The organism is Bacillus sp. EB V-12 (assembly GCF_056158125.1).
Genome location: NZ_JBUXJL010000003.1, coordinates 508537 through 531334 on the forward strand (window position 1 = coordinate 508537; position 22798 = coordinate 531334).

Here is a 22798-nt window from a genome sequence, read left to right on the forward strand (position 1 = left end):
AAGTCATTCTTCTCGGTTTTATTTATTCTATCGTTGTAATTTCATTTGAATTATAAGTATGGATACCCGATTCTTCTCGCAGCGCGGTTATATACATCCCTTTCGCCACATCTTTAGCTGAAATTGGTTTATACTTTTTGAAAGCCCCTTTAAAGATAAAAGGAATAATACGAGATAACTTTTCAGCCATTTGTTCGCCGAAACGAAATTCTTGTCGATTTCCTACTAATAATGATGGTCTAAAAATGTGAATACCACCGATCACTAACTTTTGCAATTCTTCTTCCATTTTCCCTTTCACTTGTGAATAAAAGAAAAATGATTTAGGATTCGCTCCCATAGAAGACACGACAAGAAAATTTTGTACCCCTTGTTTTTCAGCTAAACAAGCAGCTCGTAACGTATATTCATAATCTACTTTTTTAAAATTTGCTTTTGTTTTTGCTTTTTTTATTGTTGTTCCTAAGCAACTAAAAACATCATCCACAGCAAAGAACTCTTTATATTCCTCTAATACCAAAAAATCAACTTGTTTCTGCTGTAACTTCTCATGTTGCAATTGCATTGGCTCTCTTACAAAAATAGTAACCGAATCGTAGTAATCTGATTCAAGTAATAGACGCGTTATCTCTTGTCCAACTAAACCACTTGCACCAAGTATTAACGCTGTTCGCTTATTCATATATACATATACCTCTTATTTTACTTTTCTCTCCTTCAGTAAAATACAACCTTTAGGAGTTTCCTGCTCTTATTTTACCACAAGTAAAACACTATGCGTACGCATAGTGTTTTACTCACTCTTTTTTCTCATCTCTCTCTTGTAATTTCGTTATTGTTGTAGCGTCCCCTAAATTACTTATTAATCTTCTTAAAAAAATTAATACGAAAGATAATGGCAATACTACCGCTAATATTAATAAAATAGCTTCCATTAAGTAACCCAAGCGCTCATCCCCCTCTTTACCTCCTTTTCAATATATGAAAACAGCGTTGTCACATATGCATGCATTTGCAAAAATAATACACCTATATTTGACAAATTTATAACAAAAACAAATCGGAATGATTATTATTTATTGCAACTTTATTAAAGATGTATTATACTAAGTTCGCAAACTAAAACGTAATTATTCCGTTTTGTATTAAAATGATATTTTTCTTCTATAATTGGGGAAAATATATCCGTAAAAAAGAAAAGAGGAGAACTTCATGCCTAAAAGATTGACTATATTTTCATTCTTACTTATTTTTACCTTAATTTTCGCTGGCTGCTCAAATAAAAAAGAAAGTAATGCCAAGAAAGATGGAAAGCTAACAGTTTATACAACGATTTTCCCACTTGCTGATTTCGCAAAGAAAATTGGTGGCGACTATGTAAATGTTGAAGCAATTTACCCACCTGGTGCAGATTCACATACATTTGAACCAAGTCAAAAACAAACAGTACAAGTTGCAAAAGCCGATTTATTTGTTTATAACGGCGCTGAATTAGAACCATTTGCTGAAAAAATGGAAAAAACATTACAAAAAGAAAATGTTAAAATTGTAAATGCATCTAAAGGTATTGAGCTTCGTGCTTCTACTGAAGAAGAGCATCATGACCATGGAGATGGCCATAAAGAAGATGAACATCATCACGATAAAGACCCACATGTTTGGTTAGATCCTACTCTAGCAATGAAACAAGCAGAAAAAATTAAAAATGCACTTGTAGAATTACAACCTGAACATAAAAAAGAATTCGAAAAAAACTTTGCAGCACTTCAAACTAAATTTACTGATTTAGACGATGGATTTAAGGCAGCTGTAGCGAACGCAAAAACGAAAGAAATTTTAGTTTCTCATGCTGCCTATGGTTACTGGGAACAACGATACGGCCTAAAACAAATTCCTATCGCTGGAATTTCAGCTTCTGATGAACCATCTCAAAAGCAGCTTGCTGACATTACAAAAACAGTAAAAGAACATAATCTAAAATATATTTTATTCGAAACGTTCTCTACTCCAAAAGTAGCATCCGTAATTCAAAAAGAAACTGGTACAAAAGTTTTACGCTTAAATCACTTAGCTACTATTTCTGAAGATGATGCAAAAAATAATAAAGATTACTTCACTTTAATGGAAGAAAACGTAAATACATTGAAAGAAGCAACAAACTAATCCATTATATTTTCTAGGCAGCTGAATCTGTTATTCAGCTGCCTTTTTATGTATTTATCCTTGACTTGGCCAAAATAACAAGTAAAATTATCCATATTAGCTTGAAAGCTATATTAATTTAGAAGGTGAGTTGGAATTATGAATCTTCACATTTGTGAAGTAACAGCAAAAAATTGGCGTTCAGTAGTTGCTTTAGACGTCACAAAAGATCAGCAACAATTTATTGAAAGTAACGCGTTTTCTTTAGCAGAATCATTATATGAAGGAAACGGAACGTCAGTAGGTTTATATGATGGCGAAACACTTGTAGGATACGCAATGTATGGATGGTATTCAGTAAAACATAAAAGTGTATGGCTCGATCGCTTTATGATTGACCAACAATATCAAGGAAAAGGATACGCAAAACGTTTCCTTCGCTTACTTATTCAATTCTTACAAGAAAAATTTGAATGTAAAATAATTTACTTAAGTTTACATCCAGACAACAAACTTGCAATGGGACTGTATGAATCATTTGGTTTCCGCTTAAATGGGGATATTGATGATGAAGGTCCAGTTGTAGGTGTTGTAATGGAGTTACTAATAGACGAAAATACAAGCCTGTGAAAACAGGCTTTTTATTATACAGTCATCAATTTTTAGTTTCTTTCCCTTATTTAATTCTGTTTTGCAATCTAATAGAATACTCATAAAAAATAAGCCTACAATTTACGCAGACTTATTTCACACACTCCTCGAAATGTTCTTGGAACCACTCTTTATTAATATCTCTTCCGATAAAAACTACTTCACTTACTCGCTCTTCGCCCTCTTGCCACTCTCTATCGTACGAAGCAGCAAATAACGTATGTACACCTTGGAAAACGATACGTTTATCTACTCCGTCTATCGATAAAATTCCTTTGTAACGATATAAATATTCCCCTAGCTCTTGCACGACAGCTGACATCCACTCATTAAGCTTTTGTAAATCCAGCGGACGTTCTTCACGTAATACAAATGATTTCACACCTTCTAAGTGGTTATGTTCTTTATGAGGGTAAATTTGCAACGTATCTTTCGTTTTAAACGTTTGGATTTGTAATAAAGATGGTATATCTACCTCACAGTTAGTCGCCTCAATTAACTTTGCAGTCGGGTTAATTCCTTGAATTTCATGCAAGAGATTTTCTTTCTCATTCTCTTCAATTAAATCTAATTTATTTACTAAAACAACATCAGCAAACGCAATTTGCTCTTTTGCTTCTAATCCTTTTTCAAAATGTTTATGTATATGATAACTATCTACCACCGTTACAACACCGTTAATTTGGTAAGCAGATTGGATGACTGGATCTAAAAAGAATGTTTGAATAATCGGGCCTGGATTTGCAAGGCCAGTCGTTTCAATTACTAAACCATCAAAATCCATTTTCCCTTCTGCTTTTACGTCCAATAACTGTTTTAAAGCAACAAGTAAGTCTTCACGTACAGTACAGCATAAACAGCCATTTGTCATTTCCATAATTTCTTCTTCCACATTCATAATCAACTGATTATCAATGCCAATTTGCCCTATTTCATTTACAATCACCGCTAATTTCTTACCGTGATTTTCTGATAAAATACGATTTAATAATGTCGTTTTCCCCGATCCAAGAAAACCAGTTAATATTGTTACTGGAATCATTTCGTACATCTCCTTATAGCTATATGTTTCTACATTATAACATATAGAGAAAATCATTTTTGTAGCAAAACATATTTATTGTCTGTACACCTAATTAACTATATAATAATATGTAGTAAGAAAGCCTTTTCAAAACATTATTATTCATCAAGGGGGTACTTATAATGGAGCGAGTTCAAATGGCTGAAACGCTAGAATTTTCTCGTATTATTCAAGGATTTTGGCGTTTAGCAGAATGGAATATGACAAAACAAGAATTACTTTCTTTCATTGAAGATTGTATGGATATGGGAATTACTACTTTTGATCACGCTGATATTTACGGCGCATATACGTGTGAAGGGTTATTTGGCGAAGCTTTACAATTAAAGCCTTCCTTACGAGAAAACATGCAAATTATTACAAAGTGTGGAATCGCTCCCCCATCACCGAAATTTCCAGAACGATATGTCCCTCACTACAATACTAGTACAGAGCATATTATGCAAAGTGTAGAAGCATCACTTAACAATTTACATACAGATTATATTGACGTATTACTTATTCATCGTCCCGATCCTTTTATGGATCCAAATGAAGTGGCAAAGGCATTTTCACAATTAAAACAAGAAGGAAAAGTTCGTCACTTCGGTGTATCTAACTTCTTACCTTCACAATTTAATATGTTAAATTCGTACTTAGATTTTCCACTTATTACGAACCAAATTGAAGTTTCTGCATTGCAGCTTGAGCATTTTGAAAAAGGAACAATTGACTTATGCCAAGAAAAACGAATCAATCCAATGATTTGGTCACCTCTTGCTGGTGGTGAGATCTTTACTGGTCAATCAGAACGTGCTGTACGTGTACGCGAAACTGTGCAAAAAGTTGCTACTGAGCTAGGTGTTTCTAATATCGATACGGTTATGTATGCTTGGTTACTTGCTCATCCAGCTAATATGATGCCAATCGTTGGCTCTGGTAAATTAGATCGCGTAAAAACTGCCGCTCTTGCTACAAAAGTTAACTTAGACCGTCAACAATGGTTTACAATTTTCGAAAGCTCTAATGGATATCCTGTACCATAATGCATAAAAAGAAGAGCTATTTTCTTACAGCTCTTCTTTTTCATATGTATTTCTAGTCATGGCAAATACACACATATCCCTTAATCCGTTTCCATCTACCGCAACACTCGCACTTTCTAACGTACCTTCTAACTTAAAACCTAATTTCTCAGGTATCGCTCTACTCTTCTTATTTAAAGAATCACAACGAATTTCTACACGGTTTGCTTTCAATTCAGAAAAAGCGTAATCCGTTATACCTTTCGCAGCCTCTACCATATAGCCTTTTCCGCTAAACCTTGTATCAATCCAATATCCGATTTCAAATTGAGGTATATCCCAATTAATACGATGTAATCCGGCTGAAGCAATAAATTCACCTGTTTCTTTCGAAAATACTAGTAATCTTAAATCCTCACGTTGCAAAAATTGAATATGTGATTTTCTAATACTTTCTTCTACTTCTTGCTCTGTTTGCTCTTTTTGTGCAAACACCATCCAAGGTTTTAGTTCTTCTATTGAAGCCTGAATTGCATCATATACAACTTTACCATCTCCTGGTTTCGGCATTCGAATAAAAAGCCTGTCAGTATAAAATTCAGAAGGAAAATCGAATAATAACGGATTCACTGTAAACACTCCCTATATTTCTTTTATATATAATAATATCCATCTCAAGTTATATAGTAAAGAATTTTCTGAATTGAAAACCTTTTACTCATTCACTTCCACCGCTACACGAATTCCAGATTCAATCGCACCTTGAATCCATCCGTGATATAGCGTTGTATGATCTCCAGCGAAGAATATTCTCCCCTCTGGTTTGACAATCGCTGGTTGCAACTCAGATTCTTGACCTGCTTGAAAAAGTGCAAATCCTCCAAGCGCATACGGATCCAATGTCCAGCTTTTTGATATTCCAGATATGAACTCATCATACACTTGACCACCTAATATTGTTGCTAAGTTGTGTAATGCGTAATAAATACGATCACCTTTTGATAAACCATCCCATAACAACGCGTCATAAGACCATGTATAGCTACCTAACATCATAGCCGGTCCTTTCTGCCCAATTCCATAACTTGGATAATAGGCATAACGAATTGGCAAATCTGTTATAATTCTGCCGCCTAATTGTCCTTGTTCTTCCCAAAATCGGCTTTTAAATTGAATTCCTATTTTCGTCGCAGGCATATAATGTAATTCACGAATTGCTTTCCATTTTTCATGAGATATAGAATCAAACGGATCTACTTCTACAAAACGCATTGTCGAAAACGGAATGGTAACAATAACTAAATCTCCTGTAATACTACTATATTCAAAAGTTTCCTCGTTCCGATAGAAAGCTGTCACACCATTATCGTGTTGATGTAGCTTCATTAATTTTTGATTATATATAATATTCTCTTCTAATTGCGGTAAAAATGACTTTGGCAATCTATCGTTCCCGCCCACAATTTCACAAAATCCGCTCTCCTCTTGCATAATGTATAGAAAGCGTAAAGTCTCTACAAACGATCGTTCCAAAAAACCTTCTAAATCTAATAGAACACCAATCATCTCAATTGTTACTGGCGAAAAGTAAGTATTATACTGATAAGGATGATACTTTAAAAATTGCCCAGTAGAGTATCTTCCAAAATCCTTTACTACAACGTCCCAATTTTTTTCTGGGTTCTTTTTTATAAAATTTATAATGGGCTGTACCGCTAACAATAATAATTCCTCTGACGTTTTTCCAACTTCATTCATTTCCACAGGATATCTTAGAATACTTGGATCTTTTTCATATTGTTTTAACGTCGTTTTCCGTCCATTTACGTATATAATATCCGTCTCATTCCTATTAATAAAAGGTCTCACCTGTAGCCCAAATTTTCTTATATATGTCATCGTTAATGTATGCGAATATGGAATCCTCATTGCTCCAACATCTAAATATAATCCGGTATCTTCCATTCTAACCGTTTCTATACGGCCACCTACCCGGTTATTTGCTTCAAAAATTTTCACATCATGTCCTGCAGCCTTTAATAAAGAGGCTGAAACTAACCCAGCCATACCAGCTCCCACTACAATAATCTGTTTTGGGCTTGTCGTCTTATTCAATCCTTTATCTATAACTTTTAACGCTTCATCCATTTCAGTGTTATACATTATATCTTTCTGCACAATTCCACCCCTTACTTCATCAAATGGACGTTAGTGGTTTAGTGCATTTTATTCATACATCCCCATAAACATAACACCATTGCAATTTGAATATTCACTAAAAGTACATAAGAGACAGATCTCACTTTTCTTTATACTTCGTATAATATAGCAACTACAAAGAAGGAGTGGTTAAAAATGAAACATACCTATGACTATGATGCTACAAAAAAACATTTAGAATTAAAGAAACAAAACTTATGTAAAAAACTTAGCAATATGACACTATCTGAAAAAGAACGTGAACAACTAAAACGTGAAATTGACAACTATGAATATATTTTAAATCTAGTCGAAATGAATCATTATGAACGCGGATTTTCTCGTTAAAAGCGGAAATAAGATTATCCGCTTTTCATTTTGAGCATTTCACTACGCATTTTTCATAAGTAAATATATAATAGGATGTACATTAAGATTGAGAGGTATATTCTATGATCAAGTTAAGTGTATTAGACCAATCACCTATTTCAGATGGTAGCACAGCAGCCCAAGCTTTTTCACATACAGTTACGCTTGCACAAGAAGTTGAAAAACTCGGATTCACACGTTTTTGGGTATCCGAACATCATAATTCCGTAAGCTTAGCCGGTTCAAGTCCAGAAATACTTATTTCTCATATTGCCGCAAAAACGGACCGTATTAGAGTCGGTTCAGGTGGTGTTATGTTACCGCATTATAGCCCATATAAAGTTGCTGAGAATTTCCGTGTTCTAGAAGCATTGTATCCGAACCGCATCGATCTCGGTGTTGGTAGAGCTCCTGGTGGTATGCCAATAGCAACTCGCGCACTTCAAGAAGGGAAAATGGTCTCACTTGATCAATATCCAGAACAAATTGCAGACGTTGCAATGTACTTACATGATCAAGTACCAGAAAACCATCACTATGCAAACTTAAAAGCCACTCCAGTTATCCCAACGTCTCCTGAAATGTGGATGCTCGGTTCTAGCGGAGAGAGCGCTAAAATTGCTGCAAACAACGGAGCTTCTTTCGCATTTGCACAATTTATTAACGGCTTCGGAGGCCCTGAAGTTATGAGGGCTTACCAAGAACAATATCAGCCTTCATTTTTAGGAGATAAGCCTAATTCAATCGTTGCCATCTTTGTTATATGCGGAGAAACAAATGAAGAAGCGGAAAAAAATGCTTCTAGTTTAGATTTATCAATCTTATTATTAGAGCAAGGAAAACGAACTACTGGTACACCTTCTATTGAAACTGCTCAAAATTATTCATACAGCGCTTATGATTTATTCCGTATAAAAGAAAATCGTCAACGTATGATTGTTGGTGATCCGTCTTCTGTAAAAGAAAAAATAATAAACTTAAGCAAAGCATACAATACTGACGAATTTATGATTGTCACGATTACTCATCAATTTGAACATAAATTAAAGTCTTATCGCTTATTAGCAAATGCTTTTAATTTATAATTCTAAAAAGAGATGCATCACATGTGATGCATCTCTTTTTCTTACTACTTATTGTTTTCATTTCCTATATATTCAATAGCTTCTTTTAATAGCTCTTCAAAGTTAATAGGATAATCATGATCTAAGTCAGGCACAACTTTATACTTATGTTCTATATTCTTCTCTCTTAATAGTTGTACAAATTGCTGCGTGGATTCGAAACAATCTTCATCTTGATCCCCGCATACTATATATCCTTTTATATGTTTATCCTGCAGCACTCTTAACAACTCATCCCATTCTTCAATCTCGGGAAGCCATGGTGCCATAAAAACAAAACCATCTACATTTATATCTTGTTGTAAAATCGTATATAAAGCTACTCTCGCCCCTGCAGAAAAACCACCAATGATTACACTTTCTACTGTATGATTTTCTATAAACTTATTGTAATGCTCTTTTAATTCCTCTTTTCCTCTCTCTATATCATCCCAAACAAATCCATCTGAAAACTCAATTTGTGAAGACTGTGGTAAAGCTAACATATAATCTTGTGTCAACACAGATTTCCAATATGGTTCTACTATTTGTATATTTTCTTGGTCACCGTGCAATGTAAGTAGTAGATTTCCCTCTTTCTTGCTGTATATATATTTCACATCTGGTCTTTCCTTTTTATGTGCTAATTCTTCTCTTTCTTTACATAATTGCACCATTGTATGAAATTCTTCAAATTTATGTAGTGATTTTAAATCTTCGTCGGAAATTAAATACTCATTTCCATACCAGAATCCCTTTTCTATAATGGCCTCTCTCATTAAATGTAATGCTTCTTTTTCAAGTCCCGATGCACTTGCGAGTGCATACTTAAAATTATATATTTGCGCCTCATTCCCTATTACACCTGTAGCGTTTTCCATTATATAATTGTACGCTTCAAAACTTCCTTTATTTGCATAACAACGTAACGTTTCATTTAATAATTGAATGTAAGTCATGCTATTTTTCATGTACCAATTCCCCCGAAACCTTTTATAATATTTTTTGCGAATCTTTATACCACTTTGTATAACCCACGCTAACAATACCTTATTCTCAAAATGATGCTTAATAGTTACTCTTCCCTGTCCAATACATTTAGTATAAATAATAATAGACTGAAAAATCAATATTTTAACAAACAAAAAAAGACAACAATATATGTATTGTTGTTTTCATTACATCTACCCGCTCTTTTGTTTTTTTCTATCTGGTTTACTTGAAACTAAATAATGTTTTTCTGAAATATATAAGTCTCTTTTTAAGCTACGATTTAAGTAAGGTCCTAGCTTCATTCCGCATATGAGGCGATCTTCGCTACCTTCAACAATTGGGAACATTTCTTTTTCTGTTACGTATTGGTCTACTGCTTTTTGTACGACATCAATTTCTTTCACTAGGCTTAAATTTTCTGCTGTATGTTCAAATACCTCAAGCGTTTCCTTCGTTATGAGAAAATCATTTGTTGGAAATGCAGGTAAATACGGTTTTAACAAATCATAATTTACTGTATAATCTTCATTTACTAATACTGTATAAACGATATTAGCATTCGTTTCTAAAAACTGAGCCATCGCTTGTTCTAATTCATCTTTCGTAATTTCCCGCTCTTCTTTTCCAGTTCTGAAAAAGCGAAACATCGCATCGCCTCCTTTTTACTATATTATAGCATAAAAGAAAACTGAAAAATCATAAAAAAACCCATTGAAATAATTTTTCAATGGGTTTCTATTATATTTATCGTTATTTTAAGAATGCACTTAGCATCCATACATGCTGTTCTAATGTTGTATGAATTGCTAACAGCATGTCAGCTGATGTTTCATCGCCAGCTTCACCTGCAACTTCCATACCTTCTTTTAATTCTTGAATAAGTGCAGAATAATCATTCACTAATGTTTGCACCATTTCTTCTGCAGATTCTTTGCTTGTCCCTTCGCTGACACTAGATGTTGCGAGATATTCTTTCATTGTCGCTAATGGTTTACCTTCTAAAGCTAAAATACGTTCTGCTAACTCATCAATATACGTTCCAGCCTCATTATAAAACTCTTCAAATTTCTCATGTAATGTAAAGAAGTGTGGCCCTGTCACATACCAGTGATAATTATGTAGTTTCACATATAACACATTCCAGTTTGCTACCTGCTTGTTTAATACTTCAACAACATTTGTTTTCGTACTCATACAATCACTCCTCTTATCATTTTGTAATGTTTATCTTTTAATAACCTAATTACATTTTACCATACATTCCCTTTCCTTTCGAACAATTGGCTTATATGTAACAAAGTTTTAACACCTTTAATGCTTCCCTAATATCATTAAATTCATGTATTTTTTCAAACACTTCATACGTCTAATTGTCCAAGCTCATACATATGCATAATAGTACATCAAGCTCATCATAGTAGAAAGAGGGATAACATGGACAATCAACAATGGCAAGTAGCAAAGAAAGTAGCCGCTACTTATATCGGAACTGTCGTTGGAGCTGGATTTGCTACTGGACGAGAAATTGTTGAATTTTTCACAGTGAATGGATTATACGGGACAATTGGCATATGTGTAAGTGGATTTTTTTTTATTTGGCTTGGCACAAAGATGATGTTACTTTCATCACAAATCGGGGCATTTTCAGCGCAAGAATTTAACAAATATTTATTTGGGGATGTATTTGGGAATGTTGTAAACACATTATTATTACTCGTTTTATTCGGCGTAACGAGCGTTATGTTATCAGGGGCTGGTGCAGTATTTGAAGAGCAACTTCGCTTACCAAGACAACTCGGTATTCTTATTACAGTTATCGCTTGTCTCATTATAAGTAGCCGCGGATTACAAGGTGTTTTTGAAGTAAATACACTTGTCGTACCTATTATGATGATTTTTATTATCGGACTTGCTATTACAACCTTTTTTCACGGTACAACTCCTATTAACAACACTATTCCTGCAGAGAGCTGGAATATGAAATGGATTACTAGCCCTATTACATATGTCGCCTTAAATCTTTCTCTCGCCCAAAGTGTTCTCGTCCCATTAGCCAGTGAAGTAAAGGATCGAAAAGCTATTTTTTGGGGTGGGATTTTAGGTGGTGCTGGACTTTCTTTAATTTTATTATGCAGCCATTTAGCAATCTTATCAGTCGATCAATTTTACCAATATAACATCCCAATGGCTGAAGTCATAAGAAGATTTAATGCAACTTTTCACTTCTTTTTCGTTCTCATTATTTTCGGTGAAGTTTTCACAACTTTAGTTGGTAATGTGTTCGGAATGACAAAACAGATGCAATCTATTACTGGGTGGAAAAATAACAATATTATTTTCTTCATTTTACTAATTAGTTATTGCTTTAGCTACATCGGTTACAGTGACTTACTTCACATTCTATATCCTATCATCGGATGGGTAAGTATTGTTATACTGCCAATCATTGCGTTTAAACAACTTCAAAAAACATAAAAAAGCATCCATGTTATTGGATGCTTTTTTATGCTCATTCACAATCATCACATACTTCCCAATACGGTCCCATTTCTAATGCTAAATATGGCTTTAACTGCAACCGAATCATTCGACTAGGCATGCGCTCTAAAACAAAGTGAATACCTTCTTCATCTTCGTCTAATTCAACTTTTGAAATCGCAATTCTTTGCATAGTCGTAATGGGAATTCCATCTTTATATAAAGTGATTTTCACCTCATCGTATTCATTAAAATATAATTCGACACTCATTTGATTTTTCAGTATTTCATCAACAATTTTAAATGTATTATTTTGTTCTTGGATTATATATTTCCATCCGCCTCTATCTTCTTTCGGAGCTGTTTGAAATAATGTCTCCAAATCCTCGTATAGCATAAGATAACCCCTCTCTTACTAAAAAACGATGAGTATTTTATATACCCTTTATCTCTATCACTATCCATAGCTATTGTACCATATATCAACGTTCTTACCGTATTCATTTGCTTCATACATACTTATAAAATAACTAATTCTATCTCCATTATTATGTATATTACCTCATTACTCCATACACTCTTACAAGTTCAAATAACGACAGACTTTAATCCATGCAAATATTGTCTACTCTCTGCTTTTATTAGTTCACAGCATTCACACTTTTACATATAGTAAGACTACCACAAATAAAAAAGGAGAGTGACTTATACCACTCCCCTCAAAAGACCTTCCCTATAGCTGCTAAAACTAATACGATTATTAAAATTGCAAATAATAATGAGACAATGAAACTAAAAATAGGTAACGCTTTCTTTTCATTCTTCTTAAATAGTAACTTTAAACTAAGAAAAATATTTACTGGTACAAATATAAAATAAAAATATTTAACAATTTGCACCGAGCTATTCGAAAGTGTTTTTAATATAAACACTTCAATTAGAAAAACAATAAAAAATGAAATACTTAGCCAAAATGAGACGTAACTAAGCCAAGAATGTCTTTTTGTCCCCCAATACACTCCCATAATACTCTCCTTTTATTTGTATTCTATACGTTAATAATTATACACAAAGCTAACAAATACCTCTATTTTTCGACAAACATTATGCAAAATACCATTTTAAACGTCATAAAGGAAGTTTACATCTCCATTTGATTTTACACAATAAAACAGACTACCCTCTATTGGCATAATGCTACTAGGGGATAGTCTGTTCTCTATTAAACTTTAAATCTCTCAATTAGTCCTTGCAACTCTTCAGCCATTTGAGATAACGTGCCTGCTGCAGATCCAATTTCCTCCATCGAAGCTAGCTGTTCTTCAGCTGAAGCCGCAACATTTTGTGTGCTTGTCGCATTATTTTGTGCTGTCATTGCAATTTGTCCTACCGAAATAGATACTTCATTTGCCCCTTTTGACATTCCATTAGCCGTTTCAACCATCGTCTTAATTTGATTAGCTATTTCATTTGTAGATTGTAAGATTTCAGCAAAGTTTTGCTTCGTTTCATTTGCGATAACAAGTCCAGATTGAACTTCCTCATTTACATGATTCATAGATTTGACTGTCTTACCCATATCATCTTGTATTTCACATATTAATTTACTAATTTCACTAGAAGATACGCTAGACTGCTCTGCCAATTTACGCACTTCATCTGCAACAATTGCGAAACCTCTTCCATGCTCACCGGCTCTTGCGGCTTCAATCGCCGCATTTAGAGCTAGAAGGTTTGTTTGATCTGCAATATTTTGAATTACTTCTAAAATATCACCAATTTGTTTTGATTTATTATTTAGTAATTGTATAACTGCATCTGATTGTGAAACCGATTCTGCAATAGACTGCATCTGGTTTACTGTTCTTCCTACTAGTTTCCCACCATCTTCTGCTTTTTCACGAGTATGTGCAGAAGCCGTATTAATAGATGATGAACTATTTGCTACATGTTGAATTCCTTCCGTTACATCAAACAGTAACATAGCGCCATTTTCTACGCTTGTTGTTTGCGTCGTTGCCCCACTTGATATTTCATCCATTGCGATTGTGATTTGCTCAGTCGCTTCACTCGCTTGCCTTACACTTGCAGTTAGCTCTTCTGATGCCGCTGCAACATGCCCAGCTGAATCGTTAATTCTTCCAATTAACGTCCGTAACGAATTCGTCATCTCATTAAAGCCTTTAGCAAGTTGGCCGATTTCATCATTAGAATGAATTTCAATTGTTTGCGTTAAATCCCCTTCGCTTATTTCTTTAGAGGTAACAACTAATCTCTTTAAAGGCTTCGTAATTGAAAGTGTTACAAAATAAATAAGTGCCCCGCCTACTACTAATGAGATAAGCATAACAATTAACATATTATAAAATACAGGTTGAGCAGCTTCAATTACTTCACTTGAGTACATCGTCCCACCAATTTTCCAACCTGTTTTTACATTTGTAGCAAATACCATATTCTTTTCACTACCGCCATAAGAATATGAAAAAGCACCGTGATTATCTTCATAAATTTTCTTTGCCCAAGAATCAGCCGCTTTTTCCCCTGATTTTTCTTGTGGATGAGCAATTATTTTTTGCTTTCCATCTAAAATGAAGGCATATCCTTTTTTACCAATATTAATTAACTTTGATGTTTTTAATAAATTATCTAAACTTAAATCTAGCGCAACAACTCCATTTTTATCTTCTGTTTGTTTTGCGATTGTTACGACAATATGTCCATTTCCTTTTGCCTTATATGGCTCAGTAACAACAATACCACCTTGTTTTGCAACCGCATCTTTATACCAAGAACGCTCTGTTGGATCATAGTCTGCTGCCATTTGTATATTTGGTTCTTGTACAAATTTTTTATCATTTCCGGCAACATATACTTGTTCAATATCTTTATTTAAATTTATATATTGAGATAACATTTTTCTTAATTCATCCTGATTATCTCCTTGATACATATTCCCCTGAATCACCCGTGCAAAATTATTCACATCATTAAATTTTGCATCAATCATTTGATTGATTAAATTATCCAGTATTTTTATATTGTCGTTGGCACTACTCTTAATTTGCGATTCAAAATTCTTTTTGGCTGTTTGATAAGACATGCCTCCGATAATAGACACAGCCGCAATTAAAATTACAAAGAATGAAATTAATAGCTTTTTTGCTACTTTCATATCACGAAACAAATTTAATAGTTTACCCATTATGAACCTCCTAATTTTCAAATTTAAAAGTTAAATTGAGTTAATTATGAATATTTCCCAATCCCTAATTATTATTTTCATAACCTATTATGATGAATACTTTGTAAAGTTTAAACAATTAATTTCCCTTTGTCTATATATATAAATAATATTATTATAAAATTTACAAATAGAAAAAACCAAAGGGGCACCCTTTGGTTTTTACATTTTTTTATGTTGTTTAGAAAGTTTTTTCCACTTATCACGCTCTGCTCTGGCAAGGATTGCATCTTGTTTTCTTATAAAATACGCCAGTTCTCTTTGTAATTTTTTATAGCTTTTCAAACGATCTATCGTAATAAGTCCGTTTTCAATTGCACTATACACCGCGCACCCTGGTTCATTCTCATGCTTACAATCACGGAAACGGCATGTTGTCGCAAGTTCTTCAATATCAGAGAATGTTGTTTGAATCGCTTCGCTTCCTTCCCAAAGTTGCAATTCCCTCATACCGGGAGTATCAATTACGAGAGCGCCACTTGGCAATTGAAATAACTCTCGATGCGTTGTCGTATGCCTTCCCCTACTATCCTCCTCACGTATATCTCCCGTTTTTGCTACCTCAATTCCTATTAGCGCATTTAACAAAGTTGACTTTCCTACCCCTGATGACCCAACTAAAGCAATTGTTTTCCCTGAAGAAACGAATTGTTTCAACGAATCAATACCTGTATGCTCTAAACTATCAACAACAAAAATAGGAACACCAATTGCTATAGCTTCCGTTTCTACAATTTTTTGTTCTATATCATTACATATACTACTCTTTGTTAAAACAATAACTGGCATAGCGCCACTTTCATACGCTAATAATAAATAACGTTCCATCCTTCTAACATTAAAATCATGATTAAGTGCATTCACTAAAAATAAATAATCTACATTTGCTGCTATAATCTGTTCTTCTGTTCTTGTTCCAGCCTCTTGTCTTGAGAAAGAGCTTCTTCGCTGGAAAATACGATGAATAATCGCTTTCTTTTCATCTTCTATTTTCTTTATATACACCCAATCACCAACTGCTGGATAATCGCCTTTCGTAACTGCTTCATGCCGAAACTTCCCAGACAGTTCTGCCATATATTCACCATCATTACAAATAATTCGATATATATGCTTATGCTCAAGTAAAATACGCCCTACTTCAAAGTTCTCTACAGCTTGTTCCTCAAAAAAAGAATCCCAGCCATACGATTCTAAAATATTTTGATTCAAATTGATATCCTCCCTAGTGTAAGCTAAGTGGAAGGATAGTGCGCTCACTTATATCGTTTCGCCCTTTCCATCCACCTTTGTATTTGGTTTATTATTCATATAAGTTATTTTCGCCATAATACATCACCCCGTTCTTATTTTAATTACCCTCATTATATGGAATTCTCCTATAAAAAGCTACATCATTTAACGTAATTTTCAAACAACTTGTTTTTGAGCATTCTAATTTGTCCTCGGTGACTAATTTCATCTTCTAGCACATGAAACCAAAGATAGTGCTGGTTATATACTACACCGTTAGGCCACTTTCTTTCTGACATGAGCCACTCATTACCTTGTTCACTTAAATACTTCAGAGATTCTTCTCGAACACTTTGTAGAAGTTGTACATAATACTGTATTTCATGACCACGGATCGCTCTACCCGCTTCCCCTAAATACAGTGCATCTTCCCATATTTCTAATTCTTCTTTTGTAAAGTCACGATTTTGAAATGAAATAAGCTGATGAACTTTTTCAATAGCTGCTATATGCTTTAATAAGGCGCCAATTGAATTTCCGCTGCTCTGCATAATTAAATCTAATTGCTCAACTGATAAATTTTTTACTTCGCCTAATGTTACAGCTCTCGTATGCTCCAGCATGCTTACTAATTCCCCTATATTTTTTGTATAACCATCTACACTTCTTATTCGATAATCTATCTTCATATCACGCACCCCTTTCTGCATTCATATTATTGTAAAAATGATTCATATAATAGACTGAAACCTTTCGAAATTTTCTGTTATAATTAAATTGAATACAAAATATACTCAAACAAACTTTCTCAATATGCTTATATGAAATATTAAAAGGAATCAATATAAAATAATCGAATCTTATTCACTAAAAGGAGTGGATTCGATGGAAATGTATCAATGGCTAACCGCTGTTCTCGTTGGTGGCATTACCGGCTTCGTTTCCCATCTAATCAATAACCAAGGTAAGTTATTGCTTCCACGCCGTTTGAAAACATTTTTTCATTTTGGATTTTTAACTGATATTTTTACTGGTAGCCTAGCCGCACTTCTTGGGCTCGTTTTATTCGATGTCACCGCGATAAAAGAAATTATAAAAGTATCCATTGTAACTGCTATTTCTGGCCAAACTTTCTTACTACATCAAGCTCTTGGTGGCGAACAGGCTAAAAATACGCAAATTGGGAAAGCTGATGAGAAGATTCAAGAAATTGACAAATTATTGCGACGTTAGTGTATACTTTCTTTTAAAATTATTGTTATAATGAGAAATAAATATTTTCTATTGCGTCGTTTGTCAGGAGAAAGGGTGTTTCGTATGACAAAAAAGAAAATAGAAGATTTCTTAACAAACTCCGAAAAAGAGGAACTGCTAGAAAACTATAAATGTTTACGAGAAGCCCGCACAAAAAGCGAAGCTAACTATTTTGGTGAAGCAGTAAACCATCTATTAAATAAAGCAAAACAACGAATTATTAAAGATGCAGGTATACATGATGAAAATGCTGCAACTGTTCAATCAAAGAGAAAAGCACTGTTTTAGCTACATTAGCTAAAACAGTGCTTTTTATTTAGAATTTTTTTCTTTCCATGCTATATTCTCTCCGCCTTTATCTTTCCATTTTTACAGTTTCAAAAGTCATCTAGACCTAAAGATCAACCTAATAATATTAGCCCACGCAAACCATTTTAATAATAGATAAAATAATTGAACTAGTAATGCTACAAACTAAATAAGTTTATTAAATCGCTTCTTTTAAATCTGAATGCGGATTTGGTCCGTATTGATTGTCATTTTCTTCACTTTCAATGATAAAAAATACAAGTAAAACAACGCTACCAAACGGTACAAAATTTAATAGTTGCCACCATCCCGTTTTCCCAATATCATGTAATCGTCGTGCACCAACCGAAAAACTTGGTATAATCATTACTAACATAAATAGCAACGCAATAATAGCAACTAACACCTCTGAAAATGATGATAAAAATAACAGTAGCCAAAAAATTACGATATTGGATAAACTAAAAATCCAGTACTCTTTTCGCGTAGCTCTACCACTAAAATTCCCATAATTCTTTAGAGCTTTCAAATACCATTGCATTTAAACCTCTCCCTTTTATCCCTAATAAAATTAAAATATGTAATTATTAACAGATAAGTAGAAATATAACACAACATTTATGTAAAATCCATATCCCCATCTAAATTGCCCTCTATTTAAATAGTTTTTTCCTTCGGCATTTTTCACATTACTTTCACATCTATTTCACAAATATAAGTAGTCCGATATGCTAAACTAAGTATATCCTTTTCCAAGGAACTATATGCCGATATATAAATCCCTATCTTTATAGGGATTTTTATTTTTTGATTCCTCATAACTTTGTTACAATACATTTCTTCTACTATTTCTATACTTTTAGTAACTACTTTAATTAAAAGCACATTCATGTATTCACACTCTTATTAATTCTGATTTGCGAAATATTTATACAAGCTTTATGATGCAATTCCTGTTTCACTATTTTCAGTAAGTTTTTCACTTTTTCTAAACAAAAATAAAGCTCCTATATATAGTAACGCAGTAAAACTACCTATAAGTATAAAATTGTGAGATACTGCAAATAACATTCCTGCTATTGCCGCACCAATCATTTGACCAATATACATAGAAGCATTTGCAAGCGCGGCTCCTGTTCCTCTTGCTGCACTAGATATGTTTTGTAAGTGCCTCATCATTAATACAAACAAAATTCCTGTCCAAAAAAACAAAGCAAAGAACGATAACTCCACCAATACAATGTTCTTTACATGTGGAAGTAATACATATAGCACTGCTGTAAATATAATTCCACCATAGAAAGAAAGGTTATAACCAATTTTATTTACGATTCTAGGACCAAAAATATTACCAGTTAAATTTCCTAACCCTAATACGAGCATAGCTGTACCTACTTCATGAACTTGTAAGCCAAATTGAATGGAAAGCCATACACCAAAAAATGAAAATGCAGCAAAATTTCCGGTTTGAAAAACAAAGTATGCAAAATAAGAAAGTGAAACCTTTGAATCTGTAAGTAATTGTTTATAACGCTGTAAAATCGCTTTTTTATTTCCACCTATATGAACCGACTGTATTTCTGGTAATACAACATAAATAAGAATGACAAGTAGTGCTGATAATATACCAATGAAATAGAATGGGATTGTATAATGTATCGTTGCTAAATAAGCTCCCAGTGGCAGCCCTAAAATTTGAGAGATTGATAACCCTGCTGTTGCAACCCCAATTGCTTTCACAATTTGCTTCTTCTCTATAAGGAGCGGAATAGATGCCCACACTTGTGGAGATACAAAAGCTGCACTTACACCTGCTAAAAATCTAAATGTTAGCATCCATAAAAAACTCGGTGCAATTCCACACAAAAACGTACTTATTGCAAAAAAACTCATACCTAGTACCATCACTTTTTTTCTGTTTAATCCATCTGATATAGGACCAGCAATAAGCGCAAATCCAGCATACCCTAAAGCATACGAACTCACCATCCATCCTGACAACTCAGTTGAAACATGATACACCTGTTGCAATGTCGGCAACAGTGGTGAAATTAAGAAAGTATCTGTACCGATCATAAACATTATCATAAAAAATACAGCTAGTACTCTGTTCATTTAGACCTTCTCCTTATATAAACAGAGGGTACTCTCCCTCTGTTTAACTAATCTTCTAAAATAGATTGGATTTCTTTCATGACTCTTTCATTCAATGCAACGTCTACCGCTTTCACACTTTCTCTTACCTGCTCTGCCCGCTTTCCACCAGGTATAACAGTATCAATTCCTTCTTTATTTAATAACCATGCTAATGCTAAATGAGACACTTCAATATCATTTTCTTTAGCTAGCCCTTTTAACTTTTCCACTTTCTTAAAGTTACTCTTATATGTATTTTCTTCAAATAGATTTACACTTTGGCGCCAATCGACTTCATTCAATTTGAAATATTCTGTATATTTTCCACCTAACATTCCAAAAGCAAGAGGTCCATATGGAATAAATGAAATACCCGCTTCTATACAATACGGCAAAAGTTCTTCCTCAGCCGTACGTTCTAACATATTGTACGGTGATTGTACAACATCTATATGACCATGTTGGTTCGCTTCTTTTAATTGTTCTATGTTTACGTTCGATATTCCAATTGAACGAATTTTCCCTTCTTCTTTTAAATGAGTAAGCTCTCCGATTGAATCTATGTAACTTGTTTCAGGATTTGTAAAGTGTAAATAATATAAATCAATATATTCAGTCTGTAATCTTCTTAAGCTATTTTCCACAGCATTCCTTAAATAACTTGGTTCATTGTTAATATAAGTTTCTCCATTTAACAACGGTTGAATTCCACCTTTTGTAGCAAGTATAAACTCATGACGTTTTCCCTTTAATACTTCTCCTACTAATTCCTCTGATCTACCGAAACCATATGAATCTGCTGTATCAAAAAATGTAATCCCTTGCTGAATAGCTTCTTCTACTAATCGCTTTCCTTCTTCTTCATTCACATTAGCATATAAATTATGTCCCCCTACTGCATTTGTACCTAAACCCAACTTTGAAATATTTAATCCTGCCTTTTGCAATTTTGTATACTTCATTTTTTCTCCCCCTATATTTCTATTGTTCGAACATATTCGAACAATAGAAATATACCACTTTATATGTTATAGTGCAAATATCTTAACTTATACAAGTAGGTGAAATATGCGTACACTCTATCATCCAAATCGAGAAGAAATTCAATTTTCTTCTGTCTTATATGCACTTAGCGATCAAATTCGTTTACAAATTGTAAATATGTTACTAGAGAAAAATGAACAATCTTGTGGTGCTTTAAACATCCCTGTTGCAAAATCAACTTTATCTCACCATTTCAAAGTTTTACGTGAGTCAGGTGTTATGTACACGCGCCTTGAAGGAACACAACGTTTCATTTCAATTCGTGAAGAAGATTTAAATGCTAGATTCCCAGGTTTATTACAAGTTGTATTACATGCGACAGAGCCATATTAAAAAAACATCTCATATTCATATGAGATGTTTTTTTAATATGGCTATTCTTTTAATAAATCTAATAATCCATTACCTTCGGATGTACGTTCATACCCTAAAGGTACAGTTCTTTTAATAAGTTGTGCATATATTTCCGGCTCTGATAACTTTCGACCGTATTCTTTCTCACACTGTTTAATGAGCAAGGCAAGCGCTCCAGCAACATGCGGCGTCGCCATGGAAGTTCCACTTAACACTGCATATTTCCCATCTGGATACGTAGATAATATTTCATCACCTGGCGCTACTAGATCAATTTCTTGATTTGAATTACTAAAACATGTGATTTTCCGTTCTAAATTGACAGCGCCGACTTCAATTACTTCCGAGTAAGCACCTGGGTAATCTAGTTCCTCTGTATTATCATTACAATCTCCATTATTCCCAGCAGCACATACAACGAGAACATCCTGCTTTACCGCCTTTTGAATTGCTTCATGTAATTCTGGAACATCTTGCGGACCACCAAGTGACATTGAAATAATTCTCACTTTCTCTTGATTCGGCCCTCTCCAATTTACAGCATAATGAATTGCCTCAATAATTTGCTCGTAACTTCCAGAACCATCTCCCGCTAAAACTTTTAATACTAACATTTTAGCAAGTGGTGCAACTCCTAATACACCGACACCATTTTCAGTTGCTGCAATCGTCCCCGCGACATGAGTACCATGTCCGTTATTATCAAGATACACATTTGGATCAGCTTCATAATCTTTTGTGAAATTTCTTCCGCCGATAATACGATCTTTTAAATCTATATGATTAGTATCACACCCTGTATCTAATACGGCAACGACTACATCTTGCCCCTTCACACTCTTTTCCCATACTTGCGGAGCGTGAATCAGTTGTACACCTGGTGGAATTTCATTTACTTGTTCTACAACCTTATTTACGGTAAATGGAATCAATTGTATACCTTTTTGTTTATTCACTGTACTACTCATCGTAATCCCTCCTGAAAATGTATTATTTTCATTTCAGACCACTTTTGAATACGTGTAAATGTAACATTCGTTTTATTCTTTTTGTTTTCCTTCTTTTCAAATATTTCTCAACATCATTTACTAACTCTATACTACTTTTGTATTTCCCCTATGATTTATAGGAAATAACAGCCTGGGTCATTCAACTAATAACCAAAATAAAAGGACCAATTAATGGTCCTCTTACAGTCTTT

At 33.9% G+C, this 22798-nt stretch carries 27 protein-coding genes and 1 pseudogene; 9 read left to right on the top strand and 19 right to left on the bottom strand.

The window, feature by feature from the left end:
- Positions 1-22 precede the first annotated feature (22 nt).
- Together ACZDYH_RS14160 and ACZDYH_RS14165 are read right to left on the bottom strand one after the other, a co-directional pair.
- Complete coding sequence (locus tag ACZDYH_RS14160; RefSeq protein ID WP_001042733.1) at positions 23-682, bottom strand: oxidoreductase; 660 nt, start codon at positions 680-682, stop codon at positions 23-25.
- A 115-nt stretch (positions 683-797) separates the two neighbouring features.
- Positions 798-947 (bottom strand): hypothetical protein, encoded by a 150-nt coding sequence (locus ACZDYH_RS14165; protein WP_000540932.1) that lies wholly within the window; start codon positions 945-947, stop codon positions 798-800.
- 265 nt (positions 948-1212) lie between these two features.
- Between ACZDYH_RS14165 and ACZDYH_RS14170 the strand changes: the two genes are divergently transcribed.
- Together ACZDYH_RS14170 and ACZDYH_RS14175 are read left to right on the top strand one after the other, a co-directional pair.
- A complete protein-coding gene (locus ACZDYH_RS14170) occupies positions 1213-2163 on the top strand; it encodes a metal ABC transporter substrate-binding protein (RefSeq protein ID WP_001126148.1) in 951 nt (316 codons plus the stop codon).
- A 138-nt stretch (positions 2164-2301) separates the two neighbouring features.
- Positions 2302-2772: a GNAT family N-acetyltransferase gene (locus ACZDYH_RS14175; RefSeq protein WP_221839539.1), complete on the top strand. Its 471-nt coding sequence runs from the start codon at positions 2302-2304 to the stop codon at positions 2770-2772.
- A gap of 112 nt (positions 2773-2884) precedes the next feature.
- Here the strand turns inward: ACZDYH_RS14175 and ACZDYH_RS14180 are convergent, their stop codons facing one another.
- Positions 2885-3835 (bottom strand): CobW family GTP-binding protein, encoded by a 951-nt coding sequence (locus ACZDYH_RS14180; protein ID WP_000613422.1) that lies wholly within the window; start codon positions 3833-3835, stop codon positions 2885-2887.
- Between the two features lie 164 nt (positions 3836-3999).
- Between ACZDYH_RS14180 and ACZDYH_RS14185 the strand changes: the two genes are divergently transcribed.
- Positions 4000-4902: an aldo/keto reductase gene (locus tag ACZDYH_RS14185; protein ID WP_474886434.1), complete on the top strand. Its 903-nt coding sequence runs from the start codon at positions 4000-4002 to the stop codon at positions 4900-4902.
- Positions 4903-4926: 24 nt separating this feature from the next.
- Here the strand turns inward: ACZDYH_RS14185 and ACZDYH_RS14190 are convergent, their stop codons facing one another.
- Positions 4927-5511 (bottom strand): GNAT family N-acetyltransferase, encoded by a 585-nt coding sequence (locus ACZDYH_RS14190; protein WP_001068736.1) that lies wholly within the window; start codon positions 5509-5511, stop codon positions 4927-4929.
- Between the two features lie 84 nt (positions 5512-5595).
- Positions 5596-7059, bottom strand: coding sequence for a flavin monoamine oxidase family protein (locus ACZDYH_RS14195; protein WP_001168130.1), 1464 nt, complete (start codon positions 7057-7059; stop codon positions 5596-5598).
- Between the two features lie 177 nt (positions 7060-7236).
- Here ACZDYH_RS14195 and ACZDYH_RS14200 point away from each other — a divergent pair, with 177 nt between their 5' ends.
- Both ACZDYH_RS14200 and ACZDYH_RS14205 read left to right on the top strand, forming a co-directional pair.
- On the top strand, positions 7237-7428 hold the full coding sequence (locus ACZDYH_RS14200) for a DUF3896 family protein (protein ID WP_000683359.1): 192 nt from the start codon (positions 7237-7239) through the stop codon (positions 7426-7428).
- A 104-nt stretch (positions 7429-7532) separates the two neighbouring features.
- Entirely contained in the window at positions 7533-8534 is a 1002-nt protein-coding gene (locus ACZDYH_RS14205; RefSeq protein WP_474886437.1) for an LLM class flavin-dependent oxidoreductase, read from the top strand.
- Positions 8535-8578: 44 nt separating this feature from the next.
- Here ACZDYH_RS14205 and ACZDYH_RS14210 read toward each other — a convergent pair whose 3' ends face one another.
- From ACZDYH_RS14210 to ACZDYH_RS14220, 3 genes are all read right to left on the bottom strand, one after another.
- The gene (locus ACZDYH_RS14210) at positions 8579-9523 is read right to left on the bottom strand and encodes an alpha/beta hydrolase (protein WP_000798313.1); all 945 of its coding nucleotides are present in this window, start codon (positions 9521-9523) and stop codon (positions 8579-8581) included.
- A gap of 213 nt (positions 9524-9736) precedes the next feature.
- Positions 9737-10192 carry a DUF3939 domain-containing protein gene (locus ACZDYH_RS14215; RefSeq protein WP_000488210.1) on the bottom strand — a complete coding sequence of 152 codons (456 nt, stop codon included), beginning with the start codon at positions 10190-10192 and terminating at the stop codon, positions 9737-9739.
- Positions 10193-10295: 103 nt separating this feature from the next.
- Positions 10296-10739 (bottom strand): Dps family protein, encoded by a 444-nt coding sequence (locus tag ACZDYH_RS14220; protein WP_000105199.1) that lies wholly within the window; start codon positions 10737-10739, stop codon positions 10296-10298.
- Between the two features lie 240 nt (positions 10740-10979).
- On the opposite strand from ACZDYH_RS14220, the gene ACZDYH_RS14225 reads away from it, so the two are divergent.
- On the top strand, positions 10980-12020 hold the full coding sequence (locus tag ACZDYH_RS14225) for a YkvI family membrane protein (RefSeq protein WP_000370210.1): 1041 nt from the start codon (positions 10980-10982) through the stop codon (positions 12018-12020).
- Positions 12021-12054: 34 nt separating this feature from the next.
- Here ACZDYH_RS14225 and ACZDYH_RS14230 read toward each other — a convergent pair whose 3' ends face one another.
- The 6 genes and pseudogenes from ACZDYH_RS14230 to ACZDYH_RS14255 form a co-directional block, all read right to left on the bottom strand.
- On the bottom strand, positions 12055-12420 hold the full coding sequence (locus ACZDYH_RS14230; RefSeq protein WP_000965067.1) for a DUF3979 family protein: 366 nt from the start codon (positions 12418-12420) through the stop codon (positions 12055-12057).
- A 322-nt stretch (positions 12421-12742) separates the two neighbouring features.
- Entirely contained in the window at positions 12743-13048 is a 306-nt protein-coding gene (locus ACZDYH_RS14235; RefSeq protein WP_000539569.1) for a hypothetical protein, read from the bottom strand.
- 197 nt (positions 13049-13245) lie between these two features.
- Entirely contained in the window at positions 13246-14193 is a 948-nt protein-coding gene (locus tag ACZDYH_RS14240) for a methyl-accepting chemotaxis protein (RefSeq protein ID WP_407707358.1), read from the bottom strand.
- Positions 14188-15228 (bottom strand): annotated as a pseudogene (locus tag ACZDYH_RS14245) (HAMP domain-containing protein); the annotation flags it as partial. The pseudogene ACZDYH_RS14245 and the gene ACZDYH_RS14240, both read right to left, overlap by 6 nt.
- A gap of 201 nt (positions 15229-15429) precedes the next feature.
- On the bottom strand, positions 15430-16479 hold the full coding sequence (gene rsgA / locus ACZDYH_RS14250; protein WP_001073088.1) for a ribosome small subunit-dependent GTPase A: 1050 nt from the start codon (positions 16477-16479) through the stop codon (positions 15430-15432).
- Positions 16480-16661: 182 nt separating this feature from the next.
- Positions 16662-17189 carry a DinB family protein gene (locus ACZDYH_RS14255; protein ID WP_000687337.1) on the bottom strand — a complete coding sequence of 176 codons (528 nt, stop codon included), beginning with the start codon at positions 17187-17189 and terminating at the stop codon, positions 16662-16664.
- 196 nt (positions 17190-17385) lie between these two features.
- Between ACZDYH_RS14255 and ACZDYH_RS14260 the strand changes: the two genes are divergently transcribed.
- Positions 17386-17733: a DUF4257 domain-containing protein gene (locus ACZDYH_RS14260; protein ID WP_000426317.1), complete on the top strand. Its 348-nt coding sequence runs from the start codon at positions 17386-17388 to the stop codon at positions 17731-17733.
- 84 nt (positions 17734-17817) lie between these two features.
- On the top strand, positions 17818-18042 hold the full coding sequence (locus ACZDYH_RS14265) for a hypothetical protein (RefSeq protein ID WP_000162602.1): 225 nt from the start codon (positions 17818-17820) through the stop codon (positions 18040-18042).
- A gap of 199 nt (positions 18043-18241) precedes the next feature.
- Here ACZDYH_RS14265 and ACZDYH_RS14270 read toward each other — a convergent pair whose 3' ends face one another.
- From ACZDYH_RS14270 to ACZDYH_RS14285, 4 genes are all read right to left on the bottom strand, one after another.
- Positions 18242-18604: a DUF805 domain-containing protein gene (locus tag ACZDYH_RS14270; RefSeq protein ID WP_001198796.1), complete on the bottom strand. Its 363-nt coding sequence runs from the start codon at positions 18602-18604 to the stop codon at positions 18242-18244.
- 143 nt (positions 18605-18747) lie between these two features.
- Positions 18748-18954, bottom strand: a complete 207-nt coding sequence (locus ACZDYH_RS14275; RefSeq protein ID WP_001101741.1) for a hypothetical protein — start codon at positions 18952-18954, stop codon at positions 18748-18750.
- Between the two features lie 48 nt (positions 18955-19002).
- The gene (locus ACZDYH_RS14280; protein ID WP_001082492.1) at positions 19003-20178 is read right to left on the bottom strand and encodes an MFS transporter; all 1176 of its coding nucleotides are present in this window, start codon (positions 20176-20178) and stop codon (positions 19003-19005) included.
- 47 nt (positions 20179-20225) lie between these two features.
- Positions 20226-21161, bottom strand: coding sequence for an aldo/keto reductase (locus tag ACZDYH_RS14285; RefSeq protein WP_426937806.1), 936 nt, complete (start codon positions 21159-21161; stop codon positions 20226-20228).
- 106 nt (positions 21162-21267) lie between these two features.
- Here ACZDYH_RS14285 and ACZDYH_RS14290 point away from each other — a divergent pair, with 106 nt between their 5' ends.
- The gene (locus ACZDYH_RS14290) at positions 21268-21576 is read left to right on the top strand and encodes an ArsR/SmtB family transcription factor (protein WP_001259906.1); all 309 of its coding nucleotides are present in this window, start codon (positions 21268-21270) and stop codon (positions 21574-21576) included.
- A gap of 41 nt (positions 21577-21617) precedes the next feature.
- Here ACZDYH_RS14290 and ACZDYH_RS14295 read toward each other — a convergent pair whose 3' ends face one another.
- Positions 21618-22565, bottom strand: coding sequence for a serine protease (locus ACZDYH_RS14295; protein ID WP_006928047.1), 948 nt, complete (start codon positions 22563-22565; stop codon positions 21618-21620).
- Positions 22566-22798 lie beyond the last annotated feature (233 nt).